This is a genomic window from Saccharibacillus endophyticus (genome assembly GCF_013185185.1).
GTDB classification, from domain to species: Bacteria; Bacillota; Bacilli; order Paenibacillales; family Paenibacillaceae; genus Saccharibacillus; species Saccharibacillus endophyticus.
In genome coordinates, this window is sequence record NZ_JAAZWE010000006.1 from 420,901 (window position 1) to 443,445 (window position 22,545).

Consider the following 22,545-nt stretch of genomic DNA (forward strand, 5'->3'; position numbering starts at 1 on the left):
GCTTTTTATTACGTTGCAAAAGTCTGTTATTGACCGGTGTCGCCTGCGGGTTGACCTTCCTGATCCGTGTGCGAATCCCCGCCTTCGTCGGTGTCATCCACAAGCAGGTCCGAAGCCGTCGAATTCGAATCGAGCCACTTATTGATCGATTCGATCGTTTCTTCCAAATCCTGGTCATCCAGTTCGTAATACCAAGCATCCCTCGACACGCCTTCGCCTTGCAGCATATGGCTGCTGATTTCCGGCGTCGTATCGCTCATGATCACGGTCTTGGCCAACGACAGCATAAAATCGGAAGTCATGTTGGTTTTGAAATTCTGTCCCGCGATTCCGATCAATTCCGGAATTTTGGTCAGGTTCTCCACGCTTTTCATTCGATTCAACATCTGTTTAAGGAAAATCCGATGGCGTTCGGTACGCTTGAAATCGGAATCTTCGCGGTAACGGACATAATTCAAAGCTTCCGTTCCGTCATAGATCGGTTTGTTGGCTTCGATCGTGAATTTTTCGTGATCGGCTTGTTTGTTCTCGATCGTCTCGGTAATCGGCAGCTCTACGCCGCCCATCGCGTTGACGACGTCTTTCAAACCGTTGAAGTTGATCGTGGCATAGTAATCGACATCGTGTTCCAACAGCGCTTCTACGGTGTCGACACTCATTTGCGCGCCGCCGTACGCGTAAGCCGCGTTGATCTTCGTTTCCGAACGGGTTCCTTTGATCGTCGGCGTGCCGACCATCTTCACGTAGGAGTCGCGCGGAATGGAAATCAATAACACTTTGTTGTCTACCGGACGGACAACCGAATAGATGATGGAGTCGGTACGCGCGATCTCGTCTTCGCGTTGGTCCGTTCCGAGCAGCAGTACCGAGAAAGGTTCTTTGGTCAATTCGGCCACCGTCAACTGCTGTTCTTCGCCTCCGCCTTTGCCCGGCTGGTCGATCGGCACGTAAGAGTCGTCCAGCGCTTCTTTGACCGTACCGGCCAGGAACGTATCGAAAGCAAGCACCATCAATTCTTTACGGAAAATAAATCCGCCGAGTCCCAGAACGAGTACGACGCAAAGCGCAATCAGCCAGGCTCTGCCTTTGTTCTTCTTTGTTTTCGGTTTCTTCTTCTGATGCCTCTGCGCTCTCGTCAGTACGCGAGCCTCGGCCGGCTGGTTTTTATCCATTTCGTTTGTACCTTTCTCTCCCCACAAAAGTCGTCGGCTTACGGCGTGTTTTCAGATGAACACACGACGGGCTACGGTGACCGAATTCGACAAAGTAAAATCGACCGGCTTTTGAAGTCCCTTATGGAAGCTAAAATAGAAGCATTAATCTAATTTTATACCTATCGGATCGATCTCAAACTTGAAGACACACTTTAGATTACTACATTTCGCATTGTTCTGACAATTCTAACATACGAAACCTATATAAAAAGTACGATTCAAGAGATTCGGGTATCGGAAAGCAAGACAGCCGCAACGCCGTTTCGCCGACGCATGTCGCCCGAATTTTATCCATCGTTCTTTTTTTATCATTGCTCGCGACGACGTTGTTGATTCAGACGAATTTTGGATTCGTTCCCCTGCTCCGTGGCTTCATAAAAAACGGTTCCTTCCAATTCTTTCGGCAGGTAGGCTTGTTTGACGTAGTGGTTCGCGAAGTTATGCGGATATTTGTAACCTTCGTGCCCGAGCTTCTCCGCCCCCTTGTAATGGGTATCGCGCAGATGAAGCGGGACCTCCGTCGTGGCCGTTCGACCGAAAGAAGCTTCGGCTTTGGCGATCGCCGTATATACGGCATTGGATTTCGGACTTTCGACGGCGAACAGGATGGCCTGCGCAACGTTGAGTTTGGCTTCCGGCCAGCCGTTATTGCGATAGGCTTCCAGGGCGGCTACAGCCTGCACCATCGCTTGGGGATTGGCGAGTCCGATATCCTCGCTGCTGGCCGCAATCAAGCGTCGGATAAACGTCATCGGGTCCATGCCGAGTTTTTCCACGGCATACAGGAACCAGTACAACGCCGCATCGCTGGAGCCCCGAATCGACTTATGAAAAGCGGATAATACGTCATATTGCGTAGATTCGTCGGCTCGCGCGATCGGGCGGCGCACCGATTCCTCCGCCGCTTCCAGCGTTACGACTATTTTGCCGTCGGCTTGCGGCGGCGTAGTCAGCGCCGCAAGCTCCAGCGCATTCAGCGCGCGCCGGATATCGCCGCCGGACATCGCCGCAATATGCTGAAGCGCATCCTCTTCGACGCTCAGGTCCATGTAGCCCAAGCCTCGCTCCGAATCGGCAAGCGCCCGGCTCATCGCAATCCGGGCATGCTCCGCCGTAAGCGGATGAAGCTGGAACAAGGTCGATCGGCTCATCAAAGCGCCGTTGACGTAATGAAACGGATTCTCGGTCGTCGCGCCGATAAAGATGATCGTTCCTTTCTCCACCGCCGGAAGCAGCGCATCCTGACGCGAGCTATTGAAGCGATGAACCTCGTCGAGGAACAAAATCGTTTTGCTTCCGTACAACGCCTTGTCGTCGGCAGCTTGCTGAATGACCTCGCGTACATCTTTGACCGTCGCATCGACGGCGTTCAAGCGTATAAATTTACCCTGCGTGTGATTGGAAATAATATGAGCCAATGTGGTCTTTCCGCAGCCGGGAGGCCCGTATAATACGATCGACCCTACTTTATCGGCTTCGATCGCCCGGCGCAATAGTCGGCCCGGGCCGACGATATCTTCCTGTCCGATGTATTCGTCCAGCGTCAACGGCCGCATCCGGTCAGCCAATAGGCCGCCAGTCTCCTGCCTGCCTGCGTCTCCGTCGTAATTGAACAGATCCAAACTCGTCACGTCCTTTCATGCCTTTATTCAATATAGTGTGCATCGGCCGCGAACGCAAATCGGAAATTCAAGCAAATCGTCTCCGAGCAGCCGTTTCGATGCATAAATAAAAGACCGCGAGTGCATCGCGGTCTATCCTCATGATTCATCTAACCGGTCGGCATCGCCGGTTTATCGAAGCAGGTTGCTTTTCGCCAAGTCGATCAATTCATCCCCGTGCCCGCTCAGTACGGCTTTGACCGCCCAGAGCGAAAATCCTCCGGCCTGCTGCGCGCTGATCTTCGGCGGCATCGACAGCTCCTGGCGATTGACCACAACGTCGATCAGAGCCGGACCGTCATGGTTCAGCGCATTCTTCACCGCATCTTCCAACTGATCCGGGTCTTCCACGCGAACGCCGTAAATGCCCATTGCATTGGCTACGGCCGCGAAGTCCGTACGGCTCAGATCGGTACCCGTTTCCAGATAGCCCGTGGCTTTCATCTCCAGTTCGACAAATCCGAGCGCTTCATTGTTGAAAACGACGACTTTGACCGGCAGCTTGTGCTGTTTGAGCGTCAACAGATCGCCCAGCAGCATCGACAAGCCTCCGTCGCCGGATAACGCAATCGTTTGCCGCTCCGGCTCGGTCGCCTGAGCGCCGATCGCCTGCGGCAGCGCGTTGGCCATCGTCCCGTGGTTGAACGATCCGATCAGGCGGCGCTTCCCGTTCATTTGCAGGTAGCGGGCGGCCCATACAGTCGGCGTTCCGACGTCTGCAGAGAAGACCGCGTTTTCCGTCGCGAGATCGCTGACGACCTTCGCCAACTGCTGCGGATGGATCGGACGGCGGCCCGATTCTCCCGAAGCCAGCCCGTCCAGCTCTTTGCGCACTTTGACGTAACGCTCGACGGATTTGTGCAGATGCTTCGAGTCGCGGCCCTCTTTCAACAAAGGCAGCAGCGCCTGAACGGTATCGCGAACATCGCCGCAAACTCCCCGTTCAAGATTCGTCCGCCGTCCCAAACGCGCAGGCTCGATATCGACTTGAAGAATTTTGGCATGCTCCGGGTAAAATTGACGGTACGGGAAGTCCGTGCCGAGCATCAGCAGCACGTCGCAATCCATCATGGCGTGATAGCCGGAGGCGTAGCCGATCAATCCGGTCAGACCGACGAAATAGGGATTGTCGTATTCCAGATGCTCTTTGCCCCGCAAAGCGACGACCATCGGCGCCTGAAGCCGTTCCGCCAACGCCAGCACCTCGGCGTGCGCGCCTTTGCAGCCGGCACCCGCAAGCAGCGTCACCTTTTTCCCGTCGTTCAAATAACCTGCCAACTGCTCCAATTCGGTCTGCGAAGGATGCACGACCGGCTTCGAAGCATGAATGACCCGCTGCGGCACTTGATGTTTCCCGGCGTCTTTTGCGGCAACGTCGCCGGGCAGCACGACTACCGAGACGCTGGAATGGGCCAATGCCGTTTGAAGCGCCATCGTAATGGTCCGGGGCACTTGACCTTCGGACATGATCGTTTCGCAAAACACGCTGCACTCCTGGAAGATCTGCTCCGGGTGGGTTGCCTGGAAATAACCGCTGCCGATCTCGTCGCTCGGAATATGCGCGGCGATCGCGAGTACGGGAACGCGGCTGCGATAACATTCGTACAAGCCGTTGATCAAATGCAAATTGCCCGGTCCGCTGCTTCCCGCGCATACCGCGATCGATCCGCTCAAATCCGCATCGGCCCCGGCCGCGAATGCGGCGACCTCTTCATGCCGTACATGGATCCATTCGATCTTGCCCGAACGGCGAACCGCGTCGATCACCGCGTTCAGCGAATCTCCCGTGATTCCGTAGATTCTTTTCACTCCGGCGTGAATGAGTACCTCCACCAGCGAATCCGCAATCGTTTTGCCCATATGATCCATCTCCCGTTCCTTTTTTATGCCGGTTACTTCAGGTCCGGGAAGGTTACATGCAAATCCCGGCCTAAGCAACGTACCGGCCTCCTCTTCTATTTACCCGCCCCGCTCGTCTCCTAACGCTGATTTTCGTCCGGTTCTTATGTAACATGTCCTGTAATCCCTTACAACTTCGCTCCCGTTTGCCGATATAAATCTTGCCTGCATCAACGCGCGATCATAAAACCTGCTGCGTACTGTATTCCGGCCGAACGAAGGAGCGATCAAGATGAGTTTTCGCAGCCTATTCCGAAACGATAACGAGACGAAGCTGGGATTGCTGCTGATCCGATTCAGCCTGGCCTTCTTCGCTGCGTTCGCTCTTCTTTTAAGCGGCGGCTACCTGTTTCAAGACCATTTCATCAAAAGCAGCTACATGCACGTTCGCGACCTCGCTATTCTGACCGAAAATCTGGATATGCTCGAAAAGTCGCTTGTCGAACAAGAGGGCGGACAGCGCGGTTTCAGCATGACCGGCGAATCTTCATTCCTTAGTTACTATAACCGCGGACTGGCCGACTATCGCAAAGTATCGGCAAACTTGCTGAAACGCAGCTCGCTGACTCCTGATTTTTCCGCCGAGGTCAACGGTCTGTTGAACGATACGGAGGTCTGGCAAAACGAGCACAGCCGCGCCACGATGGAACGCTCGCTGCTCGGCGAAACCATTGATCGGGATACGCTGCAAAAAGGCGAATTGGCATTCCGCGTATTGAACGCGGAGTTCGACGACCTTCTGGCCCGAATCACGGTCAAGCGCGATTTGGAAAGATCCCGGCTCATGGACCGCATCAGCATGACCTTGGCTCTGACCGGAGCGGCCGCCCTGTTGACGATCGGACTCTACGTATTTTTTATCATCAAACATATTCGACGCCTGATCCATCCGCTTGCAGAACTTGACCAGGCCATATCCGCGTATGAAGGCAGTTTGGAAGACTCGGTCAAAAGCAATTACACCACGTCCGGCGAATTGGGCAGGCTCGTTCAAGCCTTTCATCGCATGGGCGAAGACTTGCGCCGGGAAAGCGGACAGCTTGAAGATACTTACAAAATGATCAACGCGCTCAATCAGGCCGGCTCCGTGCAGGACGTGTATCGACAAACGCTTCTCCATATGCGAAATCTCGTTCAGTGCGACAAAGTCAGTATCGTGATGCAAAATGCGGATCGCCGATTTTTCTCCAAAGCCGTCTCCCAGGGAGAACGCCTAAGTTTGAAAGAAGCGCTGCTGGACAGCGAACGCGACGAACTGCGGTCGATGATTCAAGGCGGCAAATCCCTGCTGTACGACAATTGGGAGATCGAGCACCCCTCGGGCGGTCTGAGCGAACGGGTCTACCGGGACGGGATGCGTTCTTCCGTGCATCTCTTGCTGAAAAAAGACCATCGGGTCATCGGCATTCTGAATCTCTACTCTTCGCGCCCTTATTTCTTCACTTCCGTTAAAAAGCAGCGGCTTGAAAAGCTGGTTCCGCTTATCGCGACGGCGATCGACAATGCGCTGCAAACCAGCCGGATTCAGTCATTGGCGATGCGGGACGGATTAACCGGACTTTGGAATCGTCGGCATTTCGACGAAGCCTTTGTTCGTTTGACCGAGGAAGCCCGCGCGAACGAAGGCGCAGTGCGTCCTCTCAGCTTGATTTTGCTCGACGTCGACCGTTTTAAGCTGTTCAATGATACGCGCGGTCATCAGGAGGGAGATGCGGTGCTGCGCCATATCGCGCTGCTGCTTCAAGCCTACTGCCGATTCGGCGATCTCCCGGTGCGTTTCGGCGGAGAAGAATTTGCGGTGCTGCTGCCCAACACGCCGCTGGAAGAAGCCGCTGAAGTCGCCAATCGCTTGCGCAAATTGATCGAGTTCGATTCGCCGTCTCCGGATTACCGGGTGACCGCCAGCTTCGGCGTGGCTCAATTGCACGAAGGACAGGACAGGCAGGAGCTGATCGGGGTCGCCGACTCTGCCCTGTATCGAGCCAAAGCTGCCGGACGCAATCGTGTATATACCGAAAATGAAGGATTGAACGATTCCGCTTAATTAAGGCAATCGAACGGAACAAAAAAGAGTACAAGCCAAGAGGCTTGTACTCTTTTTTCCGGTCTTATGAATACCGACAAATCCGCTTCTATGCTTCAGGCCAGCCCGTGTCGCTCCAGTCGGCCACGTCGTTCAGGAATTTTGGCGTCTCGCCGCCATGCAGAACCCACAGCTCATGCAGCGCACGCGTGCAGCCTACGTACAGCATTTTCGCGTCCCATTCCGAATCTCCGTAGTTTCGACGCCCCGCATCCGCTATGATGACGGCATCGAACTCCAGACCTTTCGACAAATGCAAAGGAAGCACAGACAGTCCGCCTTCGTATTGGGTCATGCTGCCGTCGATCAAATTCAGTTCCGGGAATTCCGGTTGTAAGGCTGCATGCAGCGCGGACGCTTGCTCTTGCGTACGCGTAAGCACGGACACCGTCTTATGCTCGCGCCCCCACAAGGCACGGATCGCTTTGGCCGCTGCTTGAACGTCGGCCGCTTCGGTCTCGATGCCGAAGTCGATCATGCGAACCTTGTTCCCGCTCCGGAACACGGGCACCGCTTCGATCGCATTCGATACGCCCCCCGACAGGATCACGTTGGCAAAACCGATGATCTCCATCGTCGAACGGTAGCTTCGGGTAAGCGCGTGGTAAGACGTTTCTTCTTTGCCGAACAGATCGCTCATTTCTTCCCAGGCATGCACGCCTTTGTAAGCATGAATGCCTTGGGACAGATCGCCGAGGATGGTAAACGAATGTCCGCGGACGAATCGATCCAATACCGACACTTGAAGCGGCGAAAAGTCCTGAGCTTCGTCGATGACGATATGGTCGAACCGCTCGATGCCTTCAATACCGTTCAACAGCTGGTGCAAATAGAGCAGCGCAGGCAAATCTTCCTCGCGAATCCGGCCTTCCTTGAGGTCTTTGCGGGTCGATTTCAAAACAGAAGCGGGAATGGCGGCAAAAGCTTCTTGAGGCAAGATGCCACGTGCATCTTTCGCTGCGCCGAAGATTTGCTTATATAGCGTCAGCGGACTGAAGTCCGGCCATTTTTTCGCATACGCTTTTTCTCGCAAGGCTGCTTTTTTCTTATATTCTTTGCGCAACGTCTCCGGCTTAACCGGCTTCAATTCCATCTCGATCCAGCGGTGAATGCGTGCCAACACGCGTTCCTTCCGCCCTCCTGCCGAGTAATGCTTGTATTCTTCGGCGTACCAATGCAGGATGGTCTCGTAAGGCAGTACTTTCCCGTCCCACGGCGAGAATTCCAGCTCCGGCGCACCGGATACTTCAAGCGCGGATGCCGCGGCATCGAGCATCGAGCGGAAAAGATCAGAACCTTTGAATCGTCCCGGCGCATCGTCTCCCGGTGCCGCCCCTCCGGCTTCTCCGAACCAAAAGTCCAACGTCTCCGCCGGATTGGCCAACATGGATTCCACATCAAGCAGCTTCCCCGCCCAGTCGGTGAAGGTTCTCTGTTGAATGTCTCCGACTCCCAGTTCAGGCAGAACGCCCGAAATGTAATCGAGGAACATACCGTTCGGCGCAAAAATGATCATTTTCTCGGCCGACACTTGTTCTTGATATTGGTACAGCAGGAAGGCCAGACGGTGCAGGGCGACGGTTGTTTTTCCGCTGCCTGCAACTCCCTGGATGATCAGTGCTTTATTTTTCTCGGCGCGAATGATCTTGTCCTGTTCGGCCTGAATCGTCGAGACGATATCGCGCAGCCGGTTGTCTTTGTTTTCGCCGAGCCGATACAGCAGGAATTCATCCGATACCGCCGGTTCTTCGCCGCCGCGCGTATACGTATCGACGACGCGTTCCAGTTCGGATTTGCGTACCATGATATTGCGTTTCAAATGCACTTCGCCGCCGATGATGCCTTCGGGCGCTTCGTACTCGACCCGCTCCTCGCCGCCGGTAAACGAATAGAACAGACTCGCGACCGGGGCGCGCCAATCGATCACGATCGGCAGGCTGCCGGGATCGCGGCCGTCCAATCCGGTCTTGCCGATGTAGAGCGGAGCCGCGGAAGCTTTTCCGTCCTCTTCGAAGTCCATGCGTCCGAAATACGGCTCCGGTTCCGACTTGGCCAACCTCTGACGACGCTCTTCGCGTCCGGCTTCCAGCACTTGCTCGGTAAAATCATGTCCGGTATACACCGGAACCGCCCGAAGGCGACCAAGCTGCGTTCCGATCTCTTCCAGAACGGAAGACAGCTTGTTTTGCTCTTCCCGATAGGCACTTTGAACGTCTTCACTCATTGTCAGTTACCTCCTAAGATGAGCATTTTGCACACCCATTCTCTCGAACCGGCAGATTCTTGCGAACCAACGACGCCCCGGCGCATCCAAAATACGCCGGGGTGCGCAAAATGCCGAAAAAATAATTGCGTGCCGCAAACCGAAAAACGGAAGCGAAAATGCAAAAGGATTATTAGCATAGCACACTTCCGCGCAAACGGCTTTAATTATTTAACGAGCGACCGCAATAAAAAGAGACACGAAGCTTTCTGCATCGAAAGTTCCGCGTCCCTCTTCAGGGTCAAAACATGAAATTATTTTTATTGCTCCTGATCCGGCAAAGGATGTCCGCCGCGGATCATCAGATCCTTGACCACTTCGCTGACCATGATCAAACCCGCGACCGGCGGTACGTAGGCATTGCTGGCCGGCGGCTGCTTGGCTTTGCGAATTTTGGCTCCGGCCGGCGCGATCTGTTCGGTGACGTCCTGACGGGGCTTGATCGGTTTCTCCGTCGAAAACACGACCTTAACGCCTTTCTTAATGCCTTCTTCTTTGCGCAGCTTGTTCCGGATAATTCGCGCGATCGGGTCCATTTTCGTTTTGGAAATGTCGGCGATCTGGAAGCGCGAAGGGTCCATCTTATTCGCCGCGCCCATGCTGGAGATAATCGGAATGCCGCGGTTCAGGCACTCTTTGATGATATGAATTTTGTAAATGATCGTATCGGACGCGTCCACGACATAATCGATCTTGTGCTCGAACAGTTTCTCGTATGTTTCTTCCGTGTAGAACATGTTCAGCACGATCGTGTTGATGTCGGGATTGATCAGTTTGACGCGCTCGGCCATCAACTCGGTCTTTTGCCGGCCTACCGTCGTCGTCAACGCGTGGATCTGACGGTTGATGTTCGTGATATCCACCACGTCTTTATCGATCATGATCAGCGTTCCGACGCCGGAGCGTGCCAACGCTTCGACGGCCATCGCGCCTACGCCTCCGATGCCGAGAACGGCCACGGTACTGTTTTTAAGCTCTTGAATACCTTCAGGTCCAAGTGCAAGCTCGGTTCTGGAAAAAGCATGCAGCATAAGGAATGAACCTCCTTGAATTTCGGATGAGTGCCAAACAAACGGAAAAGGCATACCGGCCCGAGCCGGCTGCCTTTCTAGCGTTGTACGCGGTCTTAAGCTTGCTCCGTTTCACCTTCGGAAGCCGCTGGCTTTTTAGCCGGCTTCGGTGCGAGCTTGATGTGCAGTTGATCGAGCTGGCCTTTGTCGACGGTCGATGGCGCGTTCATCAGCAAGTCGGTTGCGCTCGCCGTTTTCGGGAACGCAATCGTTTCGCGCAGGTTCGTGCGCTGCGTGAGCAGCATCACCAGACGGTCGAAGCCGAAAGCGAATCCGCCGTGCGGAGGCGTGCCGTATTGGAACGCGTCCAGCAGGAAGCCGAATTGCTCCTGCGCCGTTTCTTCGGAAATGCCGAGCAGCTTGAACATCTTCTGCTGCAGATCGTGTTCGAAGATCCGCAGCGAGCCGCCGCCGACTTCGTAGCCGTTGAGCACGAGGTCGTACGCTTGCGCGCGAACCGCACCCGGGTCGGTCTCGAACAGTTCCAAATCTTCTTCCAGCGGTCGTGTGAACGGATGGTGTTCCGCCACGTAACGCTTGGATTCTTCGTCGTAGCTGAGCAGCGGGAATTCAAGCACCCACGCGAATTTGTAGATACTGTCGTCGATCAGGCCCAGTTGACGTCCGATCTTCAGACGCAGCGCGCCCAGTACGTCGGCCACCACCTGTTTTTTGTCCGCCGAGAACAGCAGCAGGTCGCCCACTTCGGCGTCCGTGCGCTCGCGCAGCGCTTCGATGACTTCCTCGCTCATGAACTTCACGATCGGTCCTTTGAAGCCGTCTTCTTTGACTTGAATCCATGCCAAGCCTTTCGCGCCGTAACGCGCCGCGTAAGGGCCGAGATCGTCGATCTCTTTGCGCGTCCAAGTGCCGCAGCCTTTCGCGTTCAGCACTTTAACCTGGCCTCCGCCCGCGATGACCGAAGCAAATACTTTCACTTCGCTGGTTTCGACGATGTCGCCGACGTCGACCAGTTCCATCCCGAAACGCAGATCCGGCTTGTCGGAACCGTATTTGCTCATCGCCTCGGCGTGCGTCAGGCGTTGGAACGGAAGTTGGACTTCCACGCCGATCGTTTCGCGGAACAGCTTCGCCATCAGTTCTTCGATCATGCCGAGAATTTCGTCGCGCGACACGAACGACATTTCAAGGTCGACCTGCGTGAACTCCGGTTGACGGTCGGCACGAAGGTCTTCGTCGCGGAAACAGCGGGCGATCTGATAATAACGTTCCAGACCGCTGACCATCAGCAATTGCTTAAAGATTTGCGGCGATTGCGGCAGGGCGAAGAATTCGCCTTCGTGCACGCGGCTCGGCACCAAATAATCGCGCGCGCCTTCCGGCGTGCTCTTCGTCAGGATCGGCGTTTCGACTTCGACGAAGTCTTGCGCGTCCAGGAAATTGCGGAAGATTTTCGCCGACTGCGAACGCAGCATCAGCGTCTTCTGCATTTCCGGACGGCGCAGGTCGAGGTAGCGGTATTTCAGGCGCAGCGCTTCGTCGACTTCGATGCCGTCTTCGATAAAGAACGGAGGCGTCTTTGCCGCGTTCAACACTTCGATTTCGGTAACGCGAACTTCAAGCTCGCCGGTCGGCAGGTTTTTGTTGACCGTTTCTTCTTCGCGTTTAACCACGGTTCCTTTGACGGCCAGCACGTATTCCGTACGCACGCGCTCTGCCGTTTGCAGCGCTTCGCCCGAATAAGCCGGGTTGAACACGACTTGCACGATGCCGCTGCGGTCGCGCAGATCGATGAACAATACGCCCCCGAGGTCGCGGCGGGTTTGTACCCAACCGTTCAGTGTAACCGTTTCTCCGATTTGTGCCGACGTAATCTGTCCGCAGTGATGAGTCCTGAGCATCATAAGGTTAATCTCCTTTGGTTATGAAAGTATGGTTTGTTTCGTTACGTCCGAAAGCCTATTTCAATACGGAAGCCAGATCATCCAACGGAACAGTCACTTGTTCGCGCGTTTCCATCGACTTGACCGAGATCTCGCCGCGTTCCAATTCGTCGTCGCCGAGAATAGCCGTGTAACGGGCTTGCAGACGATCCGCCGATTTCATTTGGGCTTTCATTTTGCGATCCAGATAATCGCGTTCGGCGGAGAAGCCCAAGCGGCGCAGCTTATGCAGCTGCTTCGTAATCTCAGCATTTGCCTTCTCGCCCAATCCGATCAGATAAATATCGAGCGGCGGTTCGGCTTCGATTTGCGTTTGTTGGTCGGCGAGCAGCAGCTGCAGACGCTCCATGCCGATTGCCATGCCGATCCCCGGCTGATCCGGTCCGCCGACTTCGGCAACCAACTTGTTATAACGACCGCCGCCGCCGATCGTATCGATCGCGCCGATTCCGCTTTTCGTTTTGAACTCGAAGGCAGTCAGCGTGTAGTAATCCAGACCCCTTACGAGACGCGGATTGATCGTGTATTCAACGCCCATCGCCGTCAAATTGCTTTGCACCGCTTCGAAGTGCGTGCGGCTTTCTTCGTCCAGGCTATCCAGAATGGACGGCGCATCGGTGAATTTGTCCTGATCGACTTTGCAGTCGAGCACGCGCAGCGGATTGCGGTCGATGCGGCTCTGACAGTCTTTGCACAGGCTGTCTCGCATCGGGTTCAGGAACGCAAGCAATTTGTCGTTATAATCCGCGCGAGTTGCCGCGTTGCCGACCGAATTGATCTCCACGCTTGTTCCTTTCAAACCGATATCTTCGAAAAATTGCAATCCGAAAGCGATGACTTCCGCGTCGATTGCCGGTTCTACCGAACCGATCGCTTCAATGCCGAATTGATGGAATTGACGGTACCGTCCCGCCTGCGGGCGCTCCTGCCGGAACATCGGTCCGATGTAGTAAAGCTTGGACACGTCCGGCTCGCCGTAGATTTTGTTCTCCACGTAAGCGCGAACGACGCCTGCCGTGCCTTCGGGACGCAGCGTCATGCCGCGTCCGCCCATGTCTTGGAACGAGAACATTTCCTTCTGCACGATATCCGTCGTCTCGCCTACCCCGCGCTGAAACAGTTGGGTGTATTCGAAGATCGGGGTGCGGATTTCACGGTAATTAAACCGTCTGCACAAATCGCGTGCCTTGCTCTCTACGTACTGCCACTTTTCGACCGTTCCCGGCAAAAAATCGAGGGTGCCTTTCGGCTTTTGAAAATCCATCTTTTTCTCTTTCCTTCCTTTCCGGCTTGCGCGGCCGGGTGCTTTTATAAAATACCAAAAAGCCCCCCGTCCGCCGTCTATGCCGTTATTACGCATAGTACAGGGACGAGGGACCGTAACTACGAATCTCCCGTGGTGCCACCCACATTTCGGGAACGCCTCTCGAACACGGAACAGCCTGAACGGCAAGATCGAGAGAAGCGCAAACCCGCTTCATTGAACGACGGTTAACGCCCGTCTATTTCGCGCATCGGCTACTTGAACTCCAAAAAGGATCACCAGAGCGATAAGCCTGGCCCTTTTTCCGTCGTTCGCCGTACGTTCTCGGGGAGGTCTTTGGTTCGGCCGCCACGCGGAATTCTTCCAGCCACGGAATTCCTCTCTTGTGCGCTTTGATATCCGAATTACTTTTTCCCGTCATCGAATCGTGATATTCGCCGTAAATCAATCCGCCCGCTCCGGTACGAAAAGGCTCACCGCGTTTGTTATATTTTATGATTGTAATCAAGTACATGACTAAAGTCAACCGTTTGCGCAAACGTAACATGAAGTCTTTTCACGAAAAGCAAAAAAAAGACCCGCAGGCTGCTGCCGCGAGTCGTTCCAAATATATCTAAGGGGGTCATGCCTTTACTATAACGATTGCTTGTTAAAGGAATGTGAATCTAAGATTACAATTGCATTACAAGTGTCTTTTATCAATCGTAAACGTGTACGTAACCGTTGTTATTGCGCAGCTTGCGTACGACTGCCGCATAATCTTCGTCTTTGACTTTCACAGAAAGGGTATACGTCAAATCGCGAAGATCCGCATCGGAAGCGTTCTCATTCACGTCCATTACATCGTCCTTGTCGATCGGACGTCCACCTACCGCGCTGCTATCGCTCGGAGGAGGTACCGGTACGGCCTGATCGCCGATCATGCTTCCTGCTCCGCCCGCAGCGGCAGTTCCGCCCGTGTAGGTCGTGTTGTTCGCTCCGGAGAGCGGTACCAAAGGCACGACGACGCGGCCGCCGCGATCTCCGCCGAAGCCTACCGCTCCTTGGAGTTCCCCGACTTCAAGCTGCTCCGTAGTAAAGGTCATCAAACTCATTCGTGCGCCTTCCGCTTCGCTTTCCGTTCTGAAATAGGCTTGGATATGTTTCGACATCGTAATTCCCTCCTTTGTATTGGACGTTCATGTATTGCATGTATTGCCATTGTGCCTGAACCGTGAAGTTTATAGGGAAGCGAAGTCGGCTGAGCCGACTTCGCGGACCTTCGTTTACAAAGCTTTTAACAGTTCGCGCACGAACGCTGGCTCGTCTTCCGGCGTACGGGAAGTGATGAAGTTGCCGTCTACAACCACTTCTTCGTCTTTGAAGCGAGCGCCCGCATTCACCATGTCGTCCTGCAAAGGCGGATACGAAGTAATCGTGCGTCCTTTGAGCAGATCGGCGCTTGCCAGGATTTGCGGTCCGTGACAGATGGACGCGATCGGTTTTTTGGAAGCATTGACGTCTTTGACGAATTGCAGCACATTCTCGTCCAAGCGCAGATTTTCCGGCGAAGAACCTCCAGGAATAACAACGGCATCGTAGTCCGACGCTTTGGCTTCGGAGATCGCTTTTTCCGTCGTATATTCAGCTTTGCCAAGCTTGCCTTTTACCGTTTGCCCGGCTTTCAATCCGATGATCTCCGCCGTATGGCCGGCTTTTTTCACCTCGTCGTAAGGTACCTGCATTTCGGAATCTTCGAACTCGTCGGCTAGCAAAAACGCGATTTTACTCATATCGTTCAGAACTCCTCTCTGCTGGATCCGTGATGTGATCCGTTCTCGCTTTCTTATTACCCTGCCTTCTTGCACTTCTAACACCAAGCCGCCGCAAAAACAAAAACCGCTTCGGCGCTGCCCGTAGGCAGCCGAAGCGGTTGATCTTGCTTTAATCCTTGCTGTCGATGATCAGCGTGACGGGTCCCCAGTTAACCAGCGACACGTCCATCATAGCTCCGAACACGCCCGTTTCGACGTTTAATCCGCGGGCGCGAAGCGTCTCGTTGAAGACTTCGTACAAGGCCGATGCAGGCTCAGGACGGGCGGCCGCCATAAAGTTTGGACGTCGTCCTTTGCGGCAGTCTCCGTACAAGGTGAACTGCGATACGGACAAAATGGCCCCGCCCACGTCCTCGACGCTGTGGTTCATTTTGCCGGCTTCGTCTTCGAAAATACGCAGTCCGGCCGCTTTATCGGCCAGATAGGACGCGTCTTTTTCGGTATCGCCTTCGGTTACTCCGACGAGAATGGCAAGGCCGCGGCCGATGCTGCCGACCGTACGTCCTTCCACATCCACCGAGGCCGACTTGCAGCGTTGAATCACTATCCGCATAGGCAAACAAAGCTCCTTTTCTAACCGGGCGCAGCGACGTGCTCAGCGCCCTTTATTGCATAATCCGGTGTACCGTATACACGTCCCGTACCCGTTTGATCCGCTCGACCACCGACTGCAAATGTTCGGTGTTGCGAATCAGGATCGTAATATGCACCAAAGCCATTTTGTTCTTGTCCGCACGTCCGGAAACGGCAGTCATATTGGTCTTGCTCTCGGAGACGGCTTGCAGCACTTCGTTCAGGAAATCCCGGCGATCAAGGCCCGTAATCTCGATATCGACGCTGAAGTTGGACTCCACGGCATCTTCCCACTCCACCTCGATCACGCGCGCTGCTTCTTGGCCGTCACCCGATCCAGGGATATTGGTACAGTCGGCGCGGTGTACGGAGACGCCGCGACCGCGGGTAATATAACCGACGATCTCGTCTCCCGGAACCGGGTTGCAACAGCGGGCAAAACGAACCAACAGGTTGCTCGCTCCCTTAACTTTGACGCCGTTGGTCGGACGCTTTTTATCCTTATCGGCCGGAGCGGCTTTCACTTCGCGGACTTCGTTCGTCAGCTCCAGATGGTTGCTGTTTTCTTCCTGCTCGCGGCGCCATTTTTCCGTTAAACGGGTAATGACCTGCGAAGCGGTGATGCCGTTGAAGCCGATAGCCGACAGCATGTCTTCGGTATCGTTAAAAGCAAACTTGTTCGCGACTTCGAGCAACTTGTCGTCGGTCAGCCATTCGGATACTTCCAGCCCGAGCTTTTTGATCTCGCGCTCCAGTCCTTCCCGGCCTTTCTCGACGTTCTCTTCGCGGCGTTCCTTTTTGAACCACTGCTTGATCTTGCTGCGCGCATGCGACGATTGGGCAATTTTCACCCAGTCCTGACTCGGTCCGTACGAATGCTTGGAGGTCAGGATTTCCACGATATCGCCCGTTTTCAGCTTGTGATCCAGCGGCACGATCCGACCGTTCACCTTCGAACCGATCGTCCGGTTACCGATTTCCGTATGGATGCGGTAAGCGAAATCAAGCGGTCCCGATCCGGCAGGCAGCTCGATCACCTGTCCTTTCGGCGTGAACACGAACACAAGGTCGGAGAAGAAATCCATCTTAAGCGATTCGACGAATTCGGACGCGTCTTTCGCTTCGTTTTGCAGTTCGATGATTTCTTTGAAAAACGGCATCTTGTTCTCGATCCCGCTGCCCGTCGCCGTCGTGCCTTCTTTGTACGCCCAGTGCGCCGCGATACCGAATTCGGCCGTGCGGTGCATGTCCCAAGTGCGAATTTGCACTTCGGTCGGTTCGCCGTTAGGGCCGACGACGGTCGTGTGCAGCGACTGATACATATTGGCTTTCGGCATCGCGATATAGTCTTTGAAACGACCCGGCATCGGCTTCCACAGCGTGTGGATAATTCCCAAAGTCGCGTAACAATCTTTGACATTGTCGACCAGCACGCGAATCGCCAGCAGGTCATAAATTTCGTTGAACTGCTTATTTTTGTTCGTCATCTTTTTATAAACGCTGTAAATATGCTTCGGACGTCCTGACAGATCGGCTTCGACGCCCATCTCTTCAAGCTTTTCGCGAATACGGCCGATGACGTCGGAAATAAACTGCTCGCGCTCGGCGCGCTTTTTATGCATCAGATTGGCGATTCGATAATACTGCTGAGGATTCAGATAACGCAGCGCGATATCTTCCATCTCCCACTTGATCGCCGAAATACCGAGACGATCGGCCACCGGACAGAAAATCTCCAACGTCTCGTACGCGATCCGCCGCTGTCCTTCTTCCGATTGATGCTTGAGCGTACGCATATTGTGCAGCCGGTCCGCCAGCTTGATGACAATGACGCGGATATCTTGAGCCATCGCGATAAACATTTTGCGGTAGTTCTCGTTTTGTTGTTCTTCTTTGGAACGGAATTTGATGCGCTCGAGCTTGGTCAGCCCGTCGACGAGCATTGCGCAAGTCTCGCCGAAGTGCTCGCGGATCTCCTCCAGCGAAACGGTCGTGTCCTCGACTACATCGTGCAGCAAAGCCGCTTCGATGGACGTCGTGTCCATCTGCATGCCCACGACAATATCTGCAACCGCCAGCGGATGCAGGATATACGGCTCGCCGGACTTTCGGACTTGGCCAAAATGAGCCTTATCAGCGAATTCGTAGGCTTCCCGGATGCGCGGAAGGTCCGACTCTCGGATGTAAACGGACGCCTTTTCAAGTAATCGTTCAATGCCCATTGAGTCCTTTCCGATTCCTTTCTATAAGAAAATGAAGCCTGTCCGCGAAATTCGCATTCAGGCGTGTAGATGAGGTACATTTCGTCTTCGACCCTTCCGGGCAAAAAGACAAAACAATCTCGCGTTAAGCGATTGTATGAACGGTTTTCCTTTCATTATGCCTTTTAGGCTAACCCCCGTCAATGCGTGCAAGGAAATTGTTGCTTTCTTCATGAAAAGCTCACGGTTTGCATTCAACTTTCCGTTTCGAACATTAAATCGCCTAAATCCGAAAGTTATTGCGAGTTTCCACGAAAATGTTATTGAAAAAAAACAAAATTGTCTGTAATCTAGCTAAGATGATCAAGCGCGTACGGATTTGGCTGCTTCGGCCTCGGTGCACTACCGCCTTCCACCCGTTTTTCTCATCCGATCCAGAGCCGCTTCCTCCACGCCTAATGGAGCGGCTCCAACCTATGCCCTTAAGGAGTGAGAATCTTTGCAGCGTGAAATTCAAGTGAATGAAAGACCGGCGTTCGGCCCCGGCCTGCTTCTCAGCTTGCAGCATTTGTTCGCCATGTTCGGCAGCACCGTCCTCGTCCCGAATCTGTTCGGGGTGGACCCAAGCGTGATCCTGTTGATGAACGGGATCGGCACTTTGCTCTACATCCTGATTTGCAAAGGTAAAATTCCGGCTTATCTGGGATCCAGCTTCGCGTTTCTCGTTCCGGTAGGCGCTGTTCTCGTCACGCCGGGCAACATGGACAACTATTCGAAAGCGCTAGGCGCATTCATTGTGATCGGCGTCGTGTTCATCATCGTGGCCGGAATCGTCAAAATTGCCGGCACCCGTTGGATCGACTTTATGTTCCCGCCGGTCGTCATGGGCTGCATCGTCGCGCTCATCGGCCTGGAGCTGCTGCCGGTTGCCGCGAATCTCGCAGGTCTGCTGGGCACGACAGACGCAACTACCGGAGTCGTCACCTACAGTTCCAATGCCATTATCATTTCGATCGTCACGTTGGCCGTTACGGTATTGGGCGCCGTGCTGTTCCGCGGTTTCCCAAAAATCATCCATATCTTGATCGGGATCGCCGTCGGCTATATCGTGGCTTACTTCATGGGCGAAGTCAACACGGCAGCCGTAGCCGAGGCAAGCTTCCTGTCCTGGCCGGACTTCTCCGCGCCGACTTGGGATATCGCGGCGATTCTGATGATTTTGCCTGCCGCGCTCGTCGTCATCGTCGAACACGTCGGCCACCTGCTTGTGACAAGCAATATCGTCGGAAAAGACTTGTCGAAAGATCCGGGCCTGCATCGCTCGCTGCTCGGTAACGGGGTATCCACGGTATTGTCCGGTTTCGTCGGTTCTACGCCCAACACGACGTACGGCGAAAACATCGGCGTCATGGCGCTGACTAGAGTCTACTCCGTATTCGTTGTCGGCGGAGCGGCGGTTATCGCGATTCTGCTGTCGTTCTCCGGCACGTTCTCCGCGGCGGTCGCCAATATTCCGGGCCCGGTCATGGGCGGCGTATCGCTGCTGCTGTTCGGCGTTATCGCGGTGTCCGGCCTGCGCATCTTCGTCGAGCAAAAAGTCGATTTCTCCAAATCGGTCAATATGCTGCTTGCCGCAGTCATTCTGGGTACGGGTCTTAGCGGCATTACGCTAACGATCGGCCAAGTTTCGCTGAAAGGCATGGCGCTCGCTACGATTGTCGGCATTCTCGTCAATCTGATCTTCCGTCTGATTCAGATGTTCGGACTCTCGAACGAACCGGAAGAAATCGAAACCGAAACAAAAACGCCGGATATCTGATTCCGCTCAAACTTGCCAAAAAGGCCGTGCGTCTCTTCCGAAGAAGAGCGCACGGCCTTTTCTTTTTTGACCGTCATAAAACGGCATTCTTGCTGCACGAGTTATTTTCCCATGATACGGAGTACCGGAGAACAGCCACTGCCGCTCCATGTTATAGGAAAATAATTCCTGTGTTACTGAATCATTGATGCAACCAAGCCTATTATTGCAGCTTGTCGCCTCCGGTTTTCGGACTCATCCATTTTGCCGGAACGATTTTGGTCACGAATTTATGCACCATAGCCGATTCCTTGGTCAAGAAAGGTCCAAGCACGGCCAGAATCAAGACATAGATTGCCGCAAAAGGTTGAAGAATCGCCATCAGTCCGCCTGCTGCACCGAGGTTCGCCATAATGATAGAGAATTCGCCGCGCGAAACGATGGTGAGACCGACATTCGAGGAAGCTTTCGGAGAAAGCTTTCCGCTGCGTCCGGCCAACATGCCTGCCGTATAGTTTCCGATAATCGTAAGAATAACGGCACCGATCGCAAGCCATACCGCATTGCCTTTAAGACTGAGCGGATCAATCGTCAGACCGAAGCTGAAGAAGAACAACGCTCCGAAGAAATCACGGAAAGGCAGGATCGCTTTTTCGATCCGATGCATATGCTTGGTCTCGGCCAATACCAGACCGACCAATAATGCGCCGATGGCTTCCGCTACGTGAATCGTCTCGGAGAAACCCGCTACGATGAACAACATGGCGAAAACGGTCGTTAAAAAGATTTCGTTCGAAGAAACGCCCAAGATCTTGTTCAAGACCGGGATAAGCAGTCTGCCGACAATGAGGACGAGCAGCATGTAACCGAGCGCGATTCCCGCCGAAAGCAGCACGCCGCCGAGCGTAGTCGCTCCGCTGAGCAGAAGACCGGACAAGATGGAGAGGTAAACAGCCAGGAATACGTCTTCGAACATGATGATGCCCAGAATCATTTCCGTTTCCGGGTTGGCCGTGCGTCTCAGGTCAACGAGTACTTTCGCGACAATGGCGCTGGACGAGATCGTGGTCACGCCGGCAATCACGAGCGTTTCCAGAATCGGGAATCCGCATACGAGACCGAACAGCAGTCCCAAGGTAAAGTTGATCCCGATATAGATAGAGCCGCCGATCGCGATCGACTTTCCGGCTTTTGCCAGACGACCGACCGAGAACTCAAGACCCAGATAGAACAGCAGAAAGATTACGCCAAGACGACCCATGAAGTTGATCAGTTCCGCACTTTCGATAAATCGAAGGTCAATCAGACCGAAATGCGGCGCATGCGGTCCGACAGCCATACCTGCGAGGATGTAGAAAGGAACTACGGAAAAGCGAAGTTTAGCGGAGAGGAACCCGGCGAGTGCAATAAGAAGCACTGCGATCCCGACTTCGAATACCATATGGTCCATCAAGCCTCACCTACTTCCAAGATCCTTTTCAACTTCTGAATGTTTTGCCGTTCGCCGGCCAGTACCAAAGTCATCCCTTCGGTCAACACATATTCCGGTCCCGGACTTACGGTTTGCTTATGCATCGTATCGATCGACGCAATGACGACAGTTCCGGTGTTTTCGCGGATTTTCAACTCGCCGATCGAACGACCGATCGCTTTGATGCCTTTTTTGAGCTTATACCATTCGATCGACAATTGATCCAGCGTATGCTCGACTTTCTCGAGCGCCGTCGGCTGGTAGTTCATGCCGCCCACGATGCCGCCGAGCTGACGAGCTTCGGTATCGGTCATCGTCATGACGCGCATCAACTCTTCCGGCTCCTCCGGCGATGGGCAAAACAGTTCGCGCTTGCCGTCTTCGTGCAAAATCACGATGACGCGATCTCCTTCTTCCGTGTCGATCAGGAACTTGCGCCCGATCCCCGGAAGGTCGGTCTCTCTTATTACGGACATTTTATCCCCCTCCTTAACTCTGAAAATTCGGACTCCCGATGCAGTACGAAGCCAATACGAATAGAGGCTCCTCCGCTGAGTCTCCCTACGTAATACGTACCGGTTCGCAAAGGGTTTCAAAAAAAACGCTTTTTTTCGTTCTTTTTTCTCTCTTTTGGCGAAAAAGGCTTCGAAACAGCGAAAAACCCGTCATTTGCTCCCGCTTACTTCTCGGGATGTCAAATAACGGGTTTTTATTCCGGCTCATTAACTCATATCGACTTTCGACTCAGCCTTTGATCAGGTTGAAGACTTCGACATTATCCAGACGGCTGCGGCCGTTCAGTTCTTCCAGTTCGATCAGGAAAGCAGCGCCGACCACGTTGCCTCCAAGCTGACGAACCAGCTCGACGGAAGTGGCGATCGTACCCCCGGTCGCCAGCAAATCGTCTGCGATCAGAACGTTTTGTCCTTCTTTTACCGCATCGATATGCATCGCCAGTTTATCGGTTCCGTATTCGAGTTCGTATTCGACTTCGATCGTTTTGTACGGCAGCTTGCCGGTTTTGCGAATCGGAATGAAACCGACGCCCAATGCATAAGCCAAAGGCGCGCCAACAACGAAACCGCGTGCTTCCGGTCCCGCGATCAGATCGATTTTCAAATGTTCGACTTGCTTTTTCAATGCGTCGATCGCTTCGCGGTAAGCCGGCCCGTTGCCGAGCAGCGTCGTGATGTCTTTGAAGCTGATCCCCGGTTTCGGAAAATCGGGAATGACGCGAATATGCTGATTAAAATCCAAATAAATCTCCTCCTAAGTCTTGTTTCCCGGATGGTTTTACAGAAGAAACAGCGTTGCCTCGCCAAACGGCGAA

General features: G+C 54.0%; 16 protein-coding genes. 2 read left to right on the top strand and 14 right to left on the bottom strand.

Features of this window, described 5'->3' with window-relative positions:
* Nucleotides 1-26: 26 nt before the first annotated feature.
* From HRQ63_RS21645 to poxB, 3 genes are all read right to left on the bottom strand, one after another.
* The gene (locus tag HRQ63_RS21645; protein WP_172247228.1) at nucleotides 27-1,172 is read right to left on the bottom strand and encodes an LCP family protein; all 1,146 of its coding nucleotides are present in this window, start codon (nucleotides 1,170-1,172) and stop codon (nucleotides 27-29) included.
* A gap of 350 nt (nucleotides 1,173-1,522) precedes the next feature.
* The gene (locus tag HRQ63_RS21650; protein ID WP_371873190.1) at nucleotides 1,523-2,836 is read right to left on the bottom strand and encodes a replication-associated recombination protein A; all 1,314 of its coding nucleotides are present in this window, start codon (nucleotides 2,834-2,836) and stop codon (nucleotides 1,523-1,525) included.
* 171 nt (nucleotides 2,837-3,007) lie between these two features.
* Nucleotides 3,008-4,735 carry a ubiquinone-dependent pyruvate dehydrogenase gene (poxB, locus tag HRQ63_RS21655; RefSeq protein WP_172247229.1) on the bottom strand — a complete coding sequence of 576 codons (1,728 nt, stop codon included), beginning with the start codon at nucleotides 4,733-4,735 and terminating at the stop codon, nucleotides 3,008-3,010.
* Nucleotides 4,736-5,006: 271 nt separating this feature from the next.
* On the opposite strand from poxB, the gene HRQ63_RS21660 reads away from it, so the two are divergent.
* Complete coding sequence (locus HRQ63_RS21660) at nucleotides 5,007-6,818, top strand: diguanylate cyclase (protein ID WP_172247230.1); 1,812 nt, start codon at nucleotides 5,007-5,009, stop codon at nucleotides 6,816-6,818.
* An 88-nt stretch (nucleotides 6,819-6,906) separates the two neighbouring features.
* Here HRQ63_RS21660 and HRQ63_RS21665 read toward each other — a convergent pair whose 3' ends face one another.
* From HRQ63_RS21665 to HRQ63_RS21700, 8 genes are all read right to left on the bottom strand, one after another.
* Entirely contained in the window at nucleotides 6,907-9,081 is a 2,175-nt protein-coding gene (locus tag HRQ63_RS21665; RefSeq protein ID WP_172247231.1) for a HelD family protein, read from the bottom strand.
* 299 nt (nucleotides 9,082-9,380) lie between these two features.
* Nucleotides 9,381-10,151: a tRNA threonylcarbamoyladenosine dehydratase gene (locus HRQ63_RS21670; protein WP_172247232.1), complete on the bottom strand. Its 771-nt coding sequence runs from the start codon at nucleotides 10,149-10,151 to the stop codon at nucleotides 9,381-9,383.
* Nucleotides 10,152-10,246: 95 nt separating this feature from the next.
* The gene (aspS, locus tag HRQ63_RS21675) at nucleotides 10,247-12,052 is read right to left on the bottom strand and encodes an aspartate--tRNA ligase (protein WP_172247294.1); all 1,806 of its coding nucleotides are present in this window, start codon (nucleotides 12,050-12,052) and stop codon (nucleotides 10,247-10,249) included.
* A gap of 58 nt (nucleotides 12,053-12,110) precedes the next feature.
* Nucleotides 12,111-13,358, bottom strand: coding sequence for a histidine--tRNA ligase (gene hisS / locus HRQ63_RS21680; RefSeq protein ID WP_172247233.1), 1,248 nt, complete (start codon nucleotides 13,356-13,358; stop codon nucleotides 12,111-12,113).
* A gap of 698 nt (nucleotides 13,359-14,056) precedes the next feature.
* Nucleotides 14,057-14,509 carry a hypothetical protein gene (locus HRQ63_RS21685; RefSeq protein WP_172247234.1) on the bottom strand — a complete coding sequence of 151 codons (453 nt, stop codon included), beginning with the start codon at nucleotides 14,507-14,509 and terminating at the stop codon, nucleotides 14,057-14,059.
* A gap of 114 nt (nucleotides 14,510-14,623) precedes the next feature.
* Complete coding sequence (locus HRQ63_RS21690) at nucleotides 14,624-15,130, bottom strand: type 1 glutamine amidotransferase domain-containing protein (RefSeq protein WP_172247235.1); 507 nt, start codon at nucleotides 15,128-15,130, stop codon at nucleotides 14,624-14,626.
* A gap of 151 nt (nucleotides 15,131-15,281) precedes the next feature.
* Nucleotides 15,282-15,725 (bottom strand): D-aminoacyl-tRNA deacylase, encoded by a 444-nt coding sequence (gene dtd, locus HRQ63_RS21695; protein ID WP_172247236.1) that lies wholly within the window; start codon nucleotides 15,723-15,725, stop codon nucleotides 15,282-15,284.
* A 52-nt stretch (nucleotides 15,726-15,777) separates the two neighbouring features.
* Nucleotides 15,778-17,967: a RelA/SpoT family protein gene (locus HRQ63_RS21700; protein ID WP_172247237.1), complete on the bottom strand. Its 2,190-nt coding sequence runs from the start codon at nucleotides 17,965-17,967 to the stop codon at nucleotides 15,778-15,780.
* 478 nt (nucleotides 17,968-18,445) lie between these two features.
* Between HRQ63_RS21700 and uraA the strand changes: the two genes are divergently transcribed.
* The gene (uraA, locus tag HRQ63_RS21705; protein WP_172247238.1) at nucleotides 18,446-19,765 is read left to right on the top strand and encodes a uracil permease; all 1,320 of its coding nucleotides are present in this window, start codon (nucleotides 18,446-18,448) and stop codon (nucleotides 19,763-19,765) included.
* 202 nt (nucleotides 19,766-19,967) lie between these two features.
* Here uraA and HRQ63_RS21710 read toward each other — a convergent pair whose 3' ends face one another.
* The 3 genes from HRQ63_RS21710 to HRQ63_RS21720 form a co-directional block, all read right to left on the bottom strand.
* Nucleotides 19,968-21,194 carry a cation:proton antiporter gene (locus HRQ63_RS21710; RefSeq protein WP_172247239.1) on the bottom strand — a complete coding sequence of 409 codons (1,227 nt, stop codon included), beginning with the start codon at nucleotides 21,192-21,194 and terminating at the stop codon, nucleotides 19,968-19,970.
* Nucleotides 21,194-21,691 (bottom strand): cation:proton antiporter regulatory subunit, encoded by a 498-nt coding sequence (locus HRQ63_RS21715; protein ID WP_172247240.1) that lies wholly within the window; start codon nucleotides 21,689-21,691, stop codon nucleotides 21,194-21,196. The genes HRQ63_RS21710 and HRQ63_RS21715 overlap by 1 nt, the downstream gene beginning before the upstream one ends.
* Before the next feature lie 268 nt (nucleotides 21,692-21,959).
* The gene (locus HRQ63_RS21720; protein WP_037290317.1) at nucleotides 21,960-22,472 is read right to left on the bottom strand and encodes an adenine phosphoribosyltransferase; all 513 of its coding nucleotides are present in this window, start codon (nucleotides 22,470-22,472) and stop codon (nucleotides 21,960-21,962) included.
* Between the last annotated feature and the right edge of the window lie 73 nt (nucleotides 22,473-22,545).

What these genes read in the sequence shown, in the direction of transcription:
- HRQ63_RS21670 (WP_172247232.1), bottom strand. Translation starts at nt 10,151, where the DNA reads ATGCTGCATGCTTTTTCCAGAACCGAGCTTGCACTTGGACCTGAAGGT.
- aspS (WP_172247294.1), bottom strand. Translation starts at nt 12,052, where the DNA reads ATGCTCAGGACTCATCACTGCGGACAGATTACGTCGGCACAAATCGGA.
- hisS (WP_172247233.1), bottom strand. Translation starts at nt 13,358, where the DNA reads ATGGATTTTCAAAAGCCGAAAGGCACCCTCGATTTTTTGCCGGGAACG.
- HRQ63_RS21665 (WP_172247231.1), bottom strand. Translation starts at nt 9,081, where the DNA reads ATGAGTGAAGACGTTCAAAGTGCCTATCGGGAAGAGCAAAACAAGCTG.
- dtd (WP_172247236.1), bottom strand. Translation starts at nt 15,725, where the DNA reads ATGCGGATAGTGATTCAACGCTGCAAGTCGGCCTCGGTGGATGTGGAA.
- poxB (WP_172247229.1), bottom strand. Translation starts at nt 4,735, where the DNA reads ATGGGCAAAACGATTGCGGATTCGCTGGTGGAGGTACTCATTCACGCC.
- HRQ63_RS21660 (WP_172247230.1), top strand. Translation starts at nt 5,007, where the DNA reads ATGAGTTTTCGCAGCCTATTCCGAAACGATAACGAGACGAAGCTGGGA.
- HRQ63_RS21700 (WP_172247237.1), bottom strand. Translation starts at nt 17,967, where the DNA reads ATGGGCATTGAACGATTACTTGAAAAGGCGTCCGTTTACATCCGAGAG.
- HRQ63_RS21685 (WP_172247234.1), bottom strand. Translation starts at nt 14,509, where the DNA reads ATGTCGAAACATATCCAAGCCTATTTCAGAACGGAAAGCGAAGCGGAA.
- HRQ63_RS21715 (WP_172247240.1), bottom strand. Translation starts at nt 21,691, where the DNA reads ATGTCCGTAATAAGAGAGACCGACCTTCCGGGGATCGGGCGCAAGTTC.
- HRQ63_RS21645 (WP_172247228.1), bottom strand. Translation starts at nt 1,172, where the DNA reads ATGGATAAAAACCAGCCGGCCGAGGCTCGCGTACTGACGAGAGCGCAG.
- HRQ63_RS21710 (WP_172247239.1), bottom strand. Translation starts at nt 21,194, where the DNA reads ATGGACCATATGGTATTCGAAGTCGGGATCGCAGTGCTTCTTATTGCA.
- HRQ63_RS21690 (WP_172247235.1), bottom strand. Translation starts at nt 15,130, where the DNA reads ATGAGTAAAATCGCGTTTTTGCTAGCCGACGAGTTCGAAGATTCCGAA.